The following is a 15,541-nucleotide window of genomic DNA, read 5'->3' on the forward strand; positions in this document are numbered from 1 at the left end:
CCGCCGAGACGGCTCACCACCGGCACACAGGTGATCACACATGCGCACTCACATCGCGTCCCTGCCCGACACCGCTTCCCGGCTCGACGTGGCCGGCGACCTGCTGGCCCTGCTGCGGGACACCACCGCCGAACCGCGCCCCGACGCCCAACTGGAGGCCCTCACCCTGGCCGTGGCCGCGGACCTGCCCGTGCTGCTGTGGGGCGAGCCGGGCATCGGCAAGACCGCGGCCCTGACCCAGCTCGCCGCGGCCCTGGACCTGCCGCTGACCACGGTGATCGCGAGCGTGCACGAGCCGTCCGACTTCTCGGGACTGCCGATCGTCGGCGACGACCCCGCCGAACAGGGCGTGCCGATGGCCCCGCCGGACTGGGCCGTGCGCCTGGTGCGGGCCGGCCGGGGGCTGCTGTTCCTCGACGAACTCTCCACCGCGCCGCCCGCCGTGCAGGCCGCCCTGCTCCGACTCGTGCTGGAGCGGCGGATCGGCGCGCTGCGGCTGCCGCCCGGCGTGCGGATCGTGGCCGCCGCCAACCCGCGCTCCTCCGCCGCCGACGGCTGGGAACTGAGCCCGCCGCTCGCCAACCGCTTCGTCCATCTGCAGTGGACGCACGACACCGACGTGGTCGTCCGCGGCCTCGGCGGGATCTGGCCGCGGGCCACCCTGCCCCGGCTCGACCCGGGGAAGCTGCCGGAGGCCGTGGACCACGCCCGCCGTGCCGTGTGCGGGCTGCTCACCGCACGGCCCGGGCTGGTCCACCGGCTGCCCAGCGGCGAGACGCGCCGGGGCGGGCCCTGGCCGTCCCCGCGCAGCTGGGAGATGACGCTGCACCTGATCGCCTTCGCGACCGCGGCCGGCTCCTCCCGCGACGTCCTCTCCCTGCTGGTGCGGGGTACCGTCGGGGACGGGCCCGGACTCGAACTGCTGGCGAGCCTGGACCGGATGGACCTCCCGGACCCCGAGACGCTGCTCACCGACCCGGCCGCCGCGGTGCTGCCCGAACGCGGGGATCTGCGCCAGGCCGCGCTGGACGGTGTCGTCGCAGCGGTCCGCAACCGCCCGGAGCGGCGCCGCTGGGACGCGGCCTGGGCGCTCCTGGTCAAGGCCGTGGAGACCGGCCCCCCGGACGTGGTGGTGGTCCCCGCGACCACGCTCGCCTCGCTGCGCCGCGACGACTGGGACGTCCCGGCGTCGATCGAGCGCCTGGCCGGGGTGGTGTCCCTGTCCCGGCGGGCGGACCGGACCACGGCCGCCGTAGCGGCCGCGGCGAAGGCGGGCCGATGACCACGAAAGCGCCCCGGACCACCCCCGAGACCGCCCCCGGCACCCTCGACCGGGACAAACTCTTCACGGCCCGCCTGCACGCCGCCCGCGTGCGCCCCTACCTCGCCACCGCCCTCTTCGCCCTGCACGTCGTCGAGTCGCGGCGGGTGCCGACCATGGGCGTCGACCGGTACTGGCGGTGCTACGTGAACCCGGGGTTCGTGGACCGCACGCCCGTCGAGGAACTGGCGGGTGTGTGGATGCACGAGGTGTCGCACCTGCTGCGCGACCACCACGCGCGCAGCGACCGGGTCGCCCGGGAACGGGGCCTGACCGGCCCGGGGGAGCGGCTGCGGATGAACATCGCCGCGGACTTCGAGATCAACGACGACGTCTACGGCGACGGCCTGGCCCGCCCGGAGGGGATCGTCGAGCCGGGTCATCTCGGCCTGGCCGAGGGCGAGTTGATGGAAGAGTACCTGCGGCAGTTCAGCCTGGGCCCGCGGATGCAGGACCTGGCCTGGCTGGACTGCGGCAGCGGCGCCGACGGCCTGGACCGGGAGTGGGAACTGGGCCCGGACGGCGCACACGGCCTGAGCGAGCAGGAGCGGGACGCGGTCCGCTTCCGGGTCGCGCAGGGCATCACCGGCCGCCCCGGCAACGCCCCGCAGGGCTGGCGGCGCTGGGCCGAGGAGGCCTTTCACCCACCGCAGCCGTGGCGGCAACTGCTGGGCGCGGCGGTCCGCTCGGCGGCGTCCGCCCCCGGCGCGGGCGAGGACTACACCTACGGCCGGCCCGCCCGGCGCTCCACCGCCCTGCCCGGTACGGTCCTGCCGAGCCTGCGCCGCCGCCCGCCCCGGGTGTCCGTCATCATCGACACCTCCGGGTCGGTCAGCGACGCCGAACTGGGCAGCGCGCTGCTGGAGGTCGCCGCGATCGCCCGGGCCGTGGGCGGCCGCCGCGACCTGGTCACCGTGGTGCCCTGCGACGCCTCCGCCGGGATCGCCCGCCGCCTGTGCCGTGACGAGGGGATCCCGCTCACGGGCGGAGGCGGCACGGACCTGCGCGCCGGCTTCACCCGCGCCCTGCGCACCCGCCCGTCCCCCGACGTCATCGTCGCCCTCACCGACGGCCAGACCCCCTGGCCGGGCACCCGGCCCCCGTGCCGGACGGTGGTGGGCCTGTTCCCCCGCCGCCACGAGAACCACTCCTACGACGAGTCCGACTCCGAGTACGTCCCGGACTCACCACCCGACTGGGCGCGTGTGGTGGACATCGGGTCGTGACGGGCTACGGTCTGTGCAGCAACCCCCGTTCCATCGCCACCACCACCGCCCTCGTCCGGTCGTTGACGTCGAGTTTGGCGAACAGGCGGAGCAGATGCGTCTTCACCGTGGCCTCGGCGATGACGAGGCGGCGGCCGATCTCGGCGTTGGTGAGTCCGTCCGCGACCGCGTTGAGGACGTCCGACTCGCGGGCGGTGAGCGGGATCTGGGCGGGCTGGCGCATCCGGGCGACCAGGCGTTCGGCGACCCGGGGCGCCAGCACCGTCTCGCCGCGGGCCGCCGCGTGGATCGCGTCGGCCAGCTGCTCACGGGTGGTGTCCTTCAGGAGGTAGCCGATCGCCCCGGCCTCCACCGCGCGCTCGATCTCCGCGTCCGTGTCGTACGTGGTCAGGATCAGCACCCGGGTGCGGGGGAAACGCGCCACGATCTCGGTCGTCGTGGCCACGCCGTCCAGGACGGGCATGCGCAGGTCGACCAGGGCGACATCGGGCTCGTGGCGCTCTACGAGGTCCAGGGCCGCGCGGCCGTCGCCCGCCTCGCCGACGATCTCGATGCCGGTCCCGGAGGCGAGGAGGGCCACCACTCCGGCCCGCATGACGGTGTGGTCGTCCACGACGACGATGCGCAGCGGTCCGTCCGTCATGCCGCAGCCTCCAGGGGTATCAGTGCCATCACCCGTGTCCCGTCCCCCACCGAACTCGTCACCGTCAGCCTCCCGCCCAGCTCCGCCAGCCGCTTGCGCATGCCGTCCAGTCCGAAGCCCGACGACTCCTCCACCAGGAACCCCGCCCCGTCATCGGTGATCTCGAGCTCCACCCCGTACGGCTGCCGGGCCAGGACCACGCCGACCGTGGAGGCGCGGGCGTGCTTGCGGACGTTGGCCAGGGACTCCTGGGTGCAGCGCAGCAGCGCGATCCGGGTCTGCTGGTCGCACTCCAGGTCCGCCAGTTCCGCGTCGACGGTCAGGCCGGTGTCCTCGGCGAAACGGTCCAGGGTGCGGCGGAGGGTTTCCGCCACCGAACCCGCCGCGGTCTGCTCCGAACGCTGGGCCGAGCCGACCAGCTCCCGCGCCTCGGCGAGGTTGTCCCGTGCGGTGGACTCGATCGACCGCAACTGGTGGGCACTGCGGACCGGATCGGCGTCGAGCCCCGCCCGGGCGGCCTCGGCCAGCACGATGATCGAGGCGAACCCTTGCGCGAGGGTGTCGTGGATGTCCCGCGCCATCCGCTCCCGCTCGTCCGCCGCGCCCTGGCGCTGGTGCGCCTGCGACAACTCGGCCTGCGCCTGTTCCAGTTCGGTGATCAGCCGGGCCCGCTCGGCGCTCTGCGCGACCACCGAGTGCGCCCACAGCCCGATCAGCACCCCCACGGCGACGACGATCAGCGTGGACACGAGGACCTCGGTGAAGAACTCCACCGTCCAGCCGTCCTGCCGCAGCACGTTCCCGGCCAGGGTCGCGGCCGTGGCGAGCCCCAGGAACACCATCGAGGCCCGGGGCGTCCGCCCGAACATCCAGTAGTGCGGCAGCGTCACCATGAACAGCGCCGCGTAGTTCCCGCGCAGATACGCCAGCCCGCCCAACACGACCACCAGCACGGAGAGATACCCGTGCGGCCGGACCACCGGGTTGGACGGGAAGCGGTCCAGGACCGCGTAGCACAGCACCATCCCGCCGAGCAGGGCCAGCGCCGCGTACTTGCTCCCGTCGGGCCGGTCGATGGCGACCAGCCCGACGGCCATCACGGCGAACAGCAGCCAGCACACCGCGTTCCAACGGCGCAGCGAGGTGGTCCAGAAGGCGTCGGCGGTGGACCCGGCGAGAGCGCTCATACCGATCAACGTACGTCGGCCGCCGCGCGCGAGGGGCTCCTTTTCTCCGGGGCGACCGACGTCCGCCGTACCGCCCGCGAGGGCCACCAGCTCGCCTCCCCCAGCAGCAGCATCGCCGCCGGCAGCACCATGACACGCACCACGAACGCGTCGATCAGCACGGCCGCCGCCAGGACGAAGCCGATCTGCTTCATCTCGATGATGTGCAGGAAGACGAAGCCGGCGAACACGGTCGTCATCACGACCGCGGCGCTGGTCACCACGCTCGCCGAGGACCGGATCCCGTCCAGCACGGCCTGCCGCGTGGGCACCCCGGCGAGCGTCGCCTCCCGGATCCGGCTCACCACGAACACCTGGTAGTCCGTCGACAGACCGAAGAGGATCACGAAGAGGAACAGCGGCACCCGGGAACCGATCGACCCGGTGGAGTCGAAGCCCAGCAGGCCCTCGGCCCAGGTCCCCTGGAAGACCAGCACGAGCAGTCCGAGCGCCGCCGCCGCGGACAGCAGGTTCAGGGCGACGCCGAGCAGTCCGAGGACCACCGAGCGGAAGGCGTACACGGTCATCGCGAACGTCACCAGCAGCAACGCGCCCAGCACCAGCGGCAGTTTGCCGTTCTGGTGGGCGGGATAGTCGGCGTAGCGGGCGACGTCCCCGCTCACGCCGTACTCGGCGCCGGCGATCCGGCCGACGGTGGCGGGCAGGAAGCCGTCCCGGAGCCGGTCGAGGGAGGCGTACGCCTCGTCGGAGTTGCCGAGGTAGGGCACCTTCAGTTCGAGGGTGCTGGTGCGGTCGTCGGCGGAGGTCCGGATCCGCGAGGCCCCGGTGAACAGCGGATCGGCCTCCACCCGCCGGACCACCTCCCGCAGGGCGGCGGTCACCGCCGCCGACCGCGAGGCGTCGGAACGCACCACGACCTGATGGGTCACCCGCAGCTCGGGGAACGCCTCGTTGAGCCGGTCGTACACCTTCATCGCGGGAATCTCGCGCGAGTGCGTGTCCCGGCTCATCTCGGTGATCTTCAGTCCGGTCAGCGGGACGGCCAGTGCCAGCAGTGCGACGACCGACACGCACAGGGTGGCCAGGGGATGCCGGGCCGCGGGCCGCAGCAGCGCGCTCCACGCCCGGCTGCCGCCACTCTCGCCCCGCACCCTGCGTACGGGCTTGCCGCGCTCGGCCCGCCGCAGCGCCCGGCGTTCCGCCCGCTGCCCCAGCTTCACCAGCAGCGCGGGCAGAGCGGTCAGCGAACTGGCCACCGCGACCAGCACGACCACGATGGTGCCGGTCGCGAGGGAGGAGAAGATCACGTCGGAGGCCAGGTACAGCGTCGCCGTGGAGGCGACCACCGCGAACCCGGAGACCACGACCGTCCGTCCCGAGGTCGCCGCGGCCAGCTCCACCAGCGCCTCGGAGGAGAGCCGGCCGCCGGAGCGGGCCCGTTCCTCCCGTTCCCGCTTGAGATAGAAGAGGGTGTAGTCGACGCCGACCGCGAGGCCGATCATCAGGATGACGTTGGTGCCGACCCCGGCGTCGGGCGACACGTGCGAGACGACCATCGACAGACCGACCGCCGCCGCGATCGACGACAGCGCCAGCAGCAACGGCACCCCGGCCATGGTCACCGACCCGAACACCACCAGCAGCGTCACCAGGGTGACGGGAAGGGTGATCGCTTCGGACAGCGCCAGGTCGTCACCGCGCTGCTTGTCGACTCCCTTGCTGACGGAGGGACTTCCGGTCTCCTCCAGCAACAGCCCGGGGTGGCCCTTCTGCACCGCGGCGGTCTGCGCCAGCAGCGCGTCCACCTTGTCCTTGGCGTCCCGCTCCTCGCCCTTCAGCGCCACCTCGACCATCAGGATCCGCCGGTCCCCGGAGAGCAACGGGTCGGCTACGCCCGCCACGTCCGGCAGTCGCCGCATCCGGTCGGCCAGATCCTCCGCGGCGGCCCGGGCGGCGCCGTGGTCCAGGGCACCGCCCGACCGTGAGGAGATCAGCACCTGCTCGGCGGATCTGCGTTCCAGGTGCGCCTCGGCCGCGAGGGCCTCGGCCCGGCCGGCCTCACCGACCCGGTAGTCCGCCGTCTTCGCACTGTTCATGCCGACAGCACTGCCGGCCCCCAGACACAGCACCACGAACACCAGCCAGCCGACGATCGCCCGCCAGGGATGTCGCGCACTCCAGCGCGCCACGCGCACAGACAATGAATTCATGCCCGAAAGCCTTGCCGAGCTGGGCAGTTGCCGGACAGAGGCACTCGGTTGAACCTGCCGTCCACCGATCGGTCGACCCGGGCCATGGGGGAAACCCCCGGCCCCCCTCGGGGTCAGCTCGGTCTCAGGACGACCGCCTGACCACCCGCCGGGGCCATGGCCACGTCGAGCGTGTCGTCACGGGTGACGGTCCTGGTGCTCACCACGACCGGGGTCCGGTACGGACTCGTGCCCGGCGTGCCGTCGGCGTAGACCGTCGCCGTGTAGGTGCCGCTGCCGAGGAAGGAGAGGGGGAGAGACAGGGTGCGGGACGACTCGTCGGTCATCGCGCCCAGGTACCAGTCGGAGCCGCTGCGCCGGGCCACCGCGATGTACTCCCCGATCGCACCGGCGAGGGTGCGGCTCTCGTCCCAGGTGACCGGGACGGCGTTGAACCAGGGCAGGCCGGGCCAGTTGGCCGGGTTGTTGTACTTGGACGGCTTGTCGTACCAGAAGAGGAAGTTGAGCGGCTGGTAGTAGACCGCGGCCATGGCCATCTGGTGGGCGTTGGTGGTCTTGTCGCGGGACTGGCCGTAGCAGATCGTGTAGTCCATCGGGCCGCCGATGTTGCGCGCGAAGGGCAGCGTCACGTTGTGCGTGGCCGTCGGGAACTGCTCGTTGCCGCGCACGCCCTCCAGGCTGATCCAGTTCGGGTAGGTGCGTTCGCAGCCGAACGGCCGGACGTCGTCGTGCATGTCGATGAGGAGTTCGTACTTCGCCGCCGTCCTCGCCCAGTCGATGATCTGGTCGGTCATCGTCCGCGTGCCGTCGTTGATGAACCCGAGCTTGATGCCCTGCACGCCCCAGCTCTTGTAGAGGCCGAACAGGGAGTCCGCGTCGGTCAGCGCGAGCCGGTTGACGTAGAGGAAGACACCGATGCCCTGGCTCGTGGCGTACGAGATGACCGACGGCAGGTCGATGGCGGCGATGGGCTCGGTGGCGTCGGGCGTGCTGAACTCCGGGCCGTACCAGCCGGCGTCGTACTCGATGTACTCAAGGCCCCGGGCCACGGCGAAGTCGACGCCTTCGAGGCCGGCGGCGGTGCTGAGCTCGCAGCGGAAGACCTTGCCGGGCTTGATCCAGGAGGTGTCGGGCAGGGCGTTCGGCGGGGCCAGGTCGAGGACCAGCTCGGCGTTGTCGACGAGTTCCGCGTGGGTGGCGCCGATGACGACGGCACGCCACGGGGTGGCGAAGGGCGTGGTGACGGTCGTGGTCGTCTCCACCGGGCCGGTGCCGCGGGCCGTGTGCTCCATGAGGAACGCGGCGAGCGTGTTCGGCTCCCCGGGGACCGAACCGAGCATGAGCCGCGGGTAGTTCACCCGGGACGCCTCGCAGACGCAGGCGATGAGTCCGTCGCTGAGGGTGGCGGTCAGCGGCAGGTCGGTCAGGGGGCCGTTGTCCGTGGTGGAGGTGCCGGTGACCGGGATGGCACCCGGCGCCACCGGCTCGTAGGGGTTCTCGTCGCGGGCGCTGTAGACGGTGGTGCCGTCGGGGAGGACGAACGTCGTCAGCTCGTCGGCGATGGTGGCGGTGCCCTGGTCGAGGAGGAGGTAGCGCAGGGCGACGCCGGTCCTGTAGGAGCGGACCTGCACGCCGAACCGGATGCCGGAGGCCCGGTCCCTGAGGTCCCAGCGCTGCTCGCGGTAGTGGTCGGTGACGGTCGCGTTGCGGCCGTAGACCGGGGTCCAGGTGGTGCGGCGGGTGCGGTGCCGCTCCCGGATCACCCGGACGTCACCTCCGAGGACGGTGCCGTCTTCGAGTCTGAGACCGAGGGCCGATGCGGCGATGACCGTTGTGCCGTTGCGGCGGGCGGACCAGCGGAGCCGTCCGTGGGTGACGGAAAGGGTGATGGAGGTGCCGCCCAGCCGGGCGGTGACGCTCTCCGGCCGGTCGCCACCGGCCGCGGACGCCGAGGGTGCGGTGCCGATCCCGGCGGCGGCCAGTCCGGCGGTGGCGGCGGCGCCCTTGAGCACGACCCGGCGGGAAGCCGACCCCGCGGTGGGCTCTTCCCGCTCTCCCGAAGCTCTCATCGTCAGGGACCTTCCCTCGCAGTAATAGGGTAGTAACCGTTTTCTGCCGGTGGCGAGTGCAGTTCTACGCGCAGCCGCGGAGGCGGGTCAAGACCCCGGAGCTCCCGTGGTGCCGTGGGGCGGCAGCTTCTCGAAGGCGGCCCGGGGGCCGCCGTCGCCGAACCCGCACGTGGCCGGGTCCGCCTTGCACCAGGCGAGGAACGAGGAGCTCCGCCGTGGTGTCGTGAGCGGCGCCCTCACGCCGTCCGGAACCGGTCCGTCGCCGCCAGCACCGCCGCCGTCGTGGACACCCCCGACAGCCCGTGTCCTTCGCCGCCGATCAGGACGAGCTCCGCGTCCGGCCACACCTGCGCCAGCCGCCACGCGATGTCCGGAGGCCCGCTGATGTCCATCCGGCCGTGGATCATCACCCCCGGGATGCCGGCCAGCTTCCCGGCGTCGCGCAGCAGCGCCCCGTCCTCCAGGAAGGCGGCGTGCCGCCAGTAGTGCGTGACGAGGCGGGCGAAGCGCATCCGGAAGCGCGGGTCCTCGTAGCGGGGGTCGGGCCGGTGCCCCGGCTGGGTGGAGACGTGCACGTCCTCCCAACGGCACCACTCCCGCGCGGCCCGCTCCCGAACGGCCGGGTCGGGGTCGGCGAGCATCCGGGCGTAGGCGTCCACCAGACTTCCGTCGCGCTCCGCCTCCGGTACGGCGTCCCGGAACCGGGCCCACTCCTCAGGGAAGATCCGCCCCATGTCCCGGGTGACCCACTCCACCTCACGGCGCGTGGTGCTGGTGACGCTGAAGAGAACCAGCTCGGACACGGAGACGGGGTGCTGCTCGGCGTAGGCCAGGGCCAGGGTCACGCCCCAGGAACCGCCGAGGACCAGCCACTTCTCGATGCAGAGGTGCTGCCGCACCTGCTCGATGTCGGCGATCAGACGCTGCGTGGTGTTGGCGGCGAGCGAGGTCTGCGGATCCGCGGCGTCGGGCGTACTCCGCCCGCACCCGCGCTGGTCGAGGAGCACGACGCGGTACGCCGCCGGGTCGAACAGCCGGCGCCAGAACGGCCCTGCCCCCGACCCCGGCCCGCCGTGCAGCACGAGAGCGGGCTTGCCCGCGGGATTTCCGCAGGTCTCCCAGTACACGCGGTTGCCGTCGCCGACGTCGAGCATGCCGTGTGCGTACGGCTCGATGCCGGCGGAATACAGCTCGGCCATGCGGAAGGTCCTCTCCTGACCTGCCTGCCCCGGATGTGACAGCGCGATGTGACAGCCGTGCCAGAGTACGAAGTTCAGACCTGGGCTACTTGATCTCGGTCCAGCCCGCAGGGGTCACCTTGAAGTGGTCCCCGTCGTCGGCGTCCATCCGCGAGCTCGCGTGCACCTGCACGTGGTCCCGCTCGAGGTGGTACCGGAAGCCGCCCATCATGCCGACCACCGTGAAGACGACCCGCACGGCGGGCCCCTCCGTGAGGGGAGCCAGCGGCGGCAGCAGGTGCTCGATCTCCTCGAAGCACCGGCCGGTCGTCTCCCGCATCAGGGTGTGGAAGTGCTGCTCCAAGGCGTCCGGCGGGGCGGGCAGGGGCCGTACCGTGACCGGTTCGAGGAGGTCGAGCAGGTGCGTGTGCCCCTGCTCCCGGGCGATGTCGACGGGGCGGCGGCCGTCCCGGGTGCGCTGGGTGCGCCAGGCGCCGGAGACGGTTCCAGTCGGCGTCCCGGGCCAGGTCCGCGAACTGGTCCCGCTCGTCCCGGTACCACCCGTTGAAGCGCTCCCGGTCGGTGAGACCGTCCCATTCCAGCAGCCTGATCACCCGGCCACGCCAACCGACCCGGTCCGGGGCGCGCAGGACGGCGAGGGCGGTGAGGCCTTCCCCCGTGCCCGCCGGAGTACCCACCTTTTTGTGGGGACTTGGCAGCACGCCGGCGCCGGGCGAACCTGGTGGTGGGCGGCCGGTGAGGCACAGGATCCGGAAGGAACGGAGGTGGCACCCGCTCAGGAGGCCGGCCGGGTGGCCTCGGCCAGTTTCTCCAGGTGACGGTGGCCCCAGTCGGACAACGGCGCCAGTGCCTCGGCGAGTTCACGGCCGAACGCGGTCAGGGAGTAGACCGTCTTCGGCGGCAGCACGTCGTACACCTCCCGGTGCACCAGCCCGTCCGCGGCCATCTCCCGCAAGGCCTCGGTCAGCACCTTCTCGGACAGGCCCGGCAGTTCCCGGCGCAGCTCCGCCGGGCGGCGCGGGCCCGACTCCAGCAGCCAGAGCAGGGCCGTCTTCCACTTGCCGTCGACCACGGCGATCGCGGCGGTCACGCCGCAGACGTCCGGATCCTGGCGCCGACGTGTCACATCCGCCCCCTTCGTCGTCCATTGTCATGCAGATCAGAGGAGTTCACGATGACTTCGTACAGCGCTTCCCCGGCCCCGGCGCATTCCGGCCGGCCGCCCGCCGATGGCCCGGCCGCCACGGTCACCGTCCTCGGTCTCGGCCCGATGGGCCGTGCCCTGGCCGGTGCGTTCCTCGACGCGGGCCTGCGCACCACCGTCTGGAACCGCACCCCGGGCCGGGACCGGGAGCTCCTCGGCCGCGGTGCGGCGGGCGCGGCGTCGGCGGCCGAAGCGGCGGCGGCGAGCGATGTGATCGTCGTCTGCGTGGTGAACTACGACGCCGCCGACGCCGTGCTGCGTCAGGACGAGGTCGCGACCGCCCTCAAGGGCCGTACGGTCGTGAATCTGACCGCCGACACCCCGGACCGGGCCCGCGACACCGCCGCCTGGGCCGCCGCGCACGGCGTCCGCTACCTGGACGGCGCGATCATGACCCCGACGACCACCATCGGCACACCCGGGGCGGTCTTCCTGTACAGCGGCCCCGAGGGCCTCTACCACGAACTCGCCCCCGTGCGCGAGGCGTTGGGCGGGAACCACACTCACCTCGGCGAGGAGACGGGCCGGGCCGCGGCCTTCGACATCGCCCTGCTCGACATCTTCTGGACGGCGATGGCGGGCTACGCGCACGCCCTGGCGGTGGCCCGGGCCGAGGGGGTCACCGCGACCGAACTGGCCCCCTTCGCCCAGGGCATCGGCGCGATCCTCCCTCCGCTGTTCGCGGAGACCGCCGCGGACGCCGACGCCGGCGCCTACTCCGGCGAGGGCAACCCGCTCACCTCGGCCGTGTCGTCCATGGCCCACATCGTCCACGTCTCCGAGTCGCACGGCATCGACGCCGGCGTCATGCGCGCGGCCGAGGGAATGGCCCGCCGCGCCATCGGGCTGGGTCACGGGCAGGACGGCTTCCTCCGCGTCGCGGAGGTCATCGGACGACGGTGACCGCTGCACGGCGCTGACGGGCTCGCCGAACGCCCGCCCGCGGTGCGCGTTGCCTGAGCGCGGCGTCGGCGGCAGCCAGGACGCGGAGGAAGCCGAGCACGGTCTCCCGTGCGGGCACGGCCCCGTGTGCCGGACCGGACCCTCCGCCGGACCGTCCCCGCGATCCGGGTCGGTCACCGCGATCCGGGTCGGTCACCGCGGCCTTGGCGCCGTACTCGCCCGCCGCACCAACCGCGTCGGCACCAGCGTCGTCCCGTGCTCCGTCCCGTCCTCACGCATCTTGCTGAGCACCCCCTCCACGCACAGCCGCCCCACCTGCGCGAAGTCCTGGTGGATGGTGGTGAGGGGCGGGAGGAAGGACGCCGACTCGGGGATGTCGTCGAAGCCGATGACGCTGATGTCGTCGGGGACGCGACGGCCGCGTTCGTGCAGGGCGCGGAGCAGGCCCAGCGCCATCTGGTCGTTGGCCGTGAACACCGCCGTGCAGTCCGGCTCGTCGGCGAGGAGGAGGCCGGCCCGGTAGCCGGATTCGGCCGACCAGTCGCCGCGGACCAGGGGTGGCGGGGTCCGGCCCGCCTCGGTGAGTGTGGTGCGCCAGGCGTTGGCGCGGCGCTGGGCGGCGAAGGAGCCCTCGGGACCGGCCAGGTGCCAGACCGTGTCGTGGCCGAGGTCGAGGAGGTGCCGTACGGCGTCCCGGGCGCCGCCCGCCTGGTCGGTGTCGACGACGGTGTAGCGGTCCCCGGCGTCGGAATCGGCCACCACGACCTGTACACCGGGCGGGAGGGAGACCGTCGCCGCGTCGAGCAGGTGGATCTCCATGATGACGATGACGGCGTCCACGGCGAGCTCACCCAGCCGGGAGAAGGCGCCGTTCACCTCGTCCTGGGTGGGGACGGCCACGGGCAGCAGGGTGACGGCGTAACCGTGCTCGGCGGCGGAGTTGGCGATGGCCTCCAGGGTGCGGATGTTGCCCATGGTGGAGAGGGAGAAGGTGATCACGCCGAGGGTGCGGAACTCGCCCCGGCGCAGCGCCCGGGCCGCGCTGTTCGGGCGGTAGCCCAGTTCCCGCATGGCGGCCAGGACCTGCGCGCGGGTGTCCTCGGTGACGCCCGGGAAGCCGTTCGAGACGCGGGAGACCGTCTGGGACGAGACCCCGGCGAGCTGGGCCACGTCCGCCATGGAGGCACCCTGACGGGGCCGGGCCGCACGTCTTCTCGTACGGCTCGTGCCCCTCGACTGGCTCTCGCCGTCCACTGTGCCCACATTCCCCTCCCTACGCGCCCGGCGCGCAAGTTTCGGTCCGGAACGAGTCCTTGACCCGTGAGATTCGGACAGTGTAGACATCCCGCCAGTGGATGTTTACGTAAACATTGCCTAGTCGAAATCGTATGAGAAGGCGCCAAACCCGCACCAGTCGCACCACGTAGGCCCCGATCTCTGCGTCCGCCGGGACGCGTGCACGCAGAAGAGCTGGAGTACTCGAGATGGCACACCGCACCCGTAAGAGAAGGCTCCTCGGGGCCATCGGCGTCACCTTGGCGACCGGAACCGTCCTGGCCACCGCCTCCCTGCCCGCCGCGCACGCCGAGACGACGGCTGCCGAGGCCGCCGCGGCCGGCGTCACCGTGCAGCCCGACCCCTCCTACTCGGGGGAGAAGTTCGAGGGCTGGGGCACGAGCCTGGTCTGGTTCGCCAACGCCACCGGCGACTACCCGCCCGCGGTCCGCGAGAAGCTCTACAAGCTCCTCTTCGGCGACGACGGCCTCGCCCTGAACATCGCCCGCTACAACATCGGCGGCGGCAACGCCCCCGACGTCAAGGACTACCTGCGGGCCGGCGGCGCGGTCGAGGGCTGGTGGAAGGCCCCGGCGGGCACCACCCGCGAGGACGTCGACTGGTGGGACGCGGACGACCCCGCGGACTGGAACAAGAACGCGGACAAGACGCAGCGCTGGTGGGTCGACCGCATCAAGAAGGACATCACCCACTGGGAGACCTTCAGTAACTCCCCGCCCTGGTTCATGACCGAGAGCGGCTACGTCTCCGGCAACTTCGACGCGGGCAAGGACCAGTTGAAGCCCGAGTCCGTCGAGGACTTCGCCAAGTACCTGGTGGGCGCGACCGAGCGGCTGGAGAAGGCCCACGGCATCAAGGTCGACACGCTCGACCCGTTCAACGAGCCGAACACCAACTACTGGGGCACCAAGCTCGGCCCGGACGGCGAGCCGGTCGGAGGCCGCCAGGAGGGCGCCCACATCGGCCCGGAGCTCCAGCAGAAGGTGATCCGCGCGCTGGCCCCGGTCCTGGAGAAGTCCCGCTCCGGCGCGGAGATATCCGCGATGGACGAGACGAACCCCGGCACGTTCGCGACGAACTGGAACTCCTACCCCCAGGAGGTCCGCGACCTCGTCGGCCAGATGAACGTCCACACCTACGGCACCGGCCAGCGCACCACCGTCCGCGACCTGGCCAAGGCCGCCGACAAACCGCTGTGGATGAGCGAGGTCGAGGGCGACTGGGGTGACGGCCAGAGCTTCACGGACATGCGGCCCGGCCTGGGCCTCGCCCAGCGCATGGTCGACGACCTGCGCGAACTGGAGCCCAAGGCCTGGGTGTTCTGGCAGCCCGTCGAGGACTACGACAACATGAAGCCGGGCGGGGAGTCCGCCAAGGGCGGCAACTGGGGCGAGATCCAGCTCCCGTTCAGCTGCACCTCGAAGGACACCCTGAAGTCCTGCCCGATCTACACCAACACCAAGTTCGACACGGCCCGCAACTTCACGCACTTCATCAAGCCCGGCGACCGGCTGATCAAGACGAACGACACGTCCAGCACCGCGGCGGTCTCCCGCAAGGGCGACGCGGCGACCGTCGTCCACGTCAACAGCGCCACCGAGGTGCATGAGGTCACGCTCGACCTGTCGAAGTTCGGCCGGGTCTCCTCCCGCGCCACGGTCACCCCGGTGGTGACCAGCGCCGACGGCAAGCTGGAGAAGCAGCAGCCGGTCCGCGTCACCGGCAAGCAGGCCACGCTCACGGTGCCCGCCCAGTCGGTGACGTCCTTCCTCGTCAAGGGCGTCTCGGGGGTCGCGAAGGACGCGGCCGAACTGCGCAAGGGCCACACCTACCGCCTGACCGGCGTCCAGAGCGGCAAGGACCTCACCATCGCCGGCAACGGCACGGGCCTGGTCATCAAGACCCCGAACGCGTCCGACCCCAGCGGCCGCCAGTGGCGGGTCGAGCAGATCCGCGGTGACGGCAACCGCAAGCGCTACGTCCTCACCGAGGCCGGCGCGGACAAGCGCCTGGCCATCCGCGACGGCGCCCTGGTCGCCGAACCCGACGAGGGCCGCCGCGACGCCGCCGCGCAGTGGATCGCGTCCTCGACCGGCGACGGCACGTGGACGCTCGTGAACGTGGCGACCGGCCAGCTCCCGGACGTCGGGGGCCAGTCCACGAACGACGGTGCGCCGGTGGGCGTCTGGCAGCCGAACTCCGGGTCCAACCAGCGCTGGAAGATCACGGACGTGACGGGCGGCTGACCTTTCGTCCGGCGTCCGGACTCGACGCCCCCGGCTG

General features: G+C 72.2%; 12 protein-coding genes. 4 read left to right on the top strand and 8 right to left on the bottom strand.

Translation table 11 applies throughout. The features are described from left to right. The first annotated feature begins 40 nt into the window (after positions 1-40). Together ACIRDU_RS13560 and ACIRDU_RS13565 are read left to right on the top strand one after the other, a co-directional pair. Positions 41-1,282 carry an AAA family ATPase gene (locus ACIRDU_RS13560; RefSeq protein ID WP_403578189.1) on the top strand — a complete coding sequence of 414 codons (1,242 nt, stop codon included), beginning with the start codon at positions 41-43 and terminating at the stop codon, positions 1,280-1,282. Beyond that, positions 1,279-2,547 carry a VWA-like domain-containing protein gene (locus ACIRDU_RS13565; RefSeq protein WP_403578191.1) on the top strand — a complete coding sequence of 423 codons (1,269 nt, stop codon included), beginning with the start codon at positions 1,279-1,281 and terminating at the stop codon, positions 2,545-2,547. The genes ACIRDU_RS13560 and ACIRDU_RS13565 overlap by 4 nt, the downstream gene beginning before the upstream one ends. Before the next feature lie 4 nt (positions 2,548-2,551). Here ACIRDU_RS13565 and ACIRDU_RS13570 read toward each other — a convergent pair whose 3' ends face one another. From ACIRDU_RS13570 to ACIRDU_RS13600, 7 genes are all read right to left on the bottom strand, one after another. Next, a complete protein-coding gene (locus ACIRDU_RS13570; RefSeq protein ID WP_403578194.1) occupies positions 2,552-3,190 on the bottom strand; it encodes a response regulator in 639 nt (212 codons plus the stop codon). Beyond that, the gene (locus tag ACIRDU_RS13575; protein WP_403578196.1) at positions 3,187-4,377 is read right to left on the bottom strand and encodes a sensor histidine kinase; all 1,191 of its coding nucleotides are present in this window, start codon (positions 4,375-4,377) and stop codon (positions 3,187-3,189) included. The genes ACIRDU_RS13570 and ACIRDU_RS13575 overlap by 4 nt, the downstream gene beginning before the upstream one ends. A gap of 5 nt (positions 4,378-4,382) precedes the next feature. After that, positions 4,383-6,587 (bottom strand): MMPL family transporter, encoded by a 2,205-nt coding sequence (locus ACIRDU_RS13580; protein WP_403578199.1) that lies wholly within the window; start codon positions 6,585-6,587, stop codon positions 4,383-4,385. Between the two features lie 113 nt (positions 6,588-6,700). Continuing rightward, entirely contained in the window at positions 6,701-8,656 is a 1,956-nt protein-coding gene (locus ACIRDU_RS13585) for a glycoside hydrolase family 97 catalytic domain-containing protein (RefSeq protein WP_403578202.1), read from the bottom strand. 236 nt (positions 8,657-8,892) lie between these two features. Next, on the bottom strand, positions 8,893-9,855 hold the full coding sequence (gene pip / locus ACIRDU_RS13590; protein WP_403578205.1) for a prolyl aminopeptidase: 963 nt from the start codon (positions 9,853-9,855) through the stop codon (positions 8,893-8,895). 85 nt (positions 9,856-9,940) lie between these two features. Further along, entirely contained in the window at positions 9,941-10,198 is a 258-nt protein-coding gene (locus tag ACIRDU_RS13595; RefSeq protein ID WP_403578208.1) for a hypothetical protein, read from the bottom strand. 432 nt (positions 10,199-10,630) lie between these two features. Then, positions 10,631-10,981: a winged helix-turn-helix transcriptional regulator gene (locus tag ACIRDU_RS13600; protein ID WP_403578211.1), complete on the bottom strand. Its 351-nt coding sequence runs from the start codon at positions 10,979-10,981 to the stop codon at positions 10,631-10,633. A gap of 48 nt (positions 10,982-11,029) precedes the next feature. Here ACIRDU_RS13600 and ACIRDU_RS13605 point away from each other — a divergent pair, with 48 nt between their 5' ends. Next, on the top strand, positions 11,030-11,962 hold the full coding sequence (locus tag ACIRDU_RS13605; protein WP_403578214.1) for an NAD(P)-dependent oxidoreductase: 933 nt from the start codon (positions 11,030-11,032) through the stop codon (positions 11,960-11,962). A gap of 192 nt (positions 11,963-12,154) precedes the next feature. On the opposite strand, the gene ACIRDU_RS13610 is transcribed toward ACIRDU_RS13605, so the two are convergent. Next, the gene (locus tag ACIRDU_RS13610) at positions 12,155-13,141 is read right to left on the bottom strand and encodes a LacI family DNA-binding transcriptional regulator (RefSeq protein ID WP_403578216.1); all 987 of its coding nucleotides are present in this window, start codon (positions 13,139-13,141) and stop codon (positions 12,155-12,157) included. 305 nt (positions 13,142-13,446) lie between these two features. Here ACIRDU_RS13610 and ACIRDU_RS13615 point away from each other — a divergent pair, with 305 nt between their 5' ends. Continuing rightward, positions 13,447-15,504, top strand: a complete 2,058-nt coding sequence (locus tag ACIRDU_RS13615; protein WP_403578218.1) for a glycoside hydrolase — start codon at positions 13,447-13,449, stop codon at positions 15,502-15,504. Positions 15,505-15,541 lie beyond the last annotated feature (37 nt).

The organism is Streptomyces sp. NPDC093598, from assembly GCF_044764825.1.
In the GTDB taxonomy this organism is placed as follows: domain Bacteria; phylum Actinomycetota; class Actinomycetes; order Streptomycetales; family Streptomycetaceae; genus Streptomyces.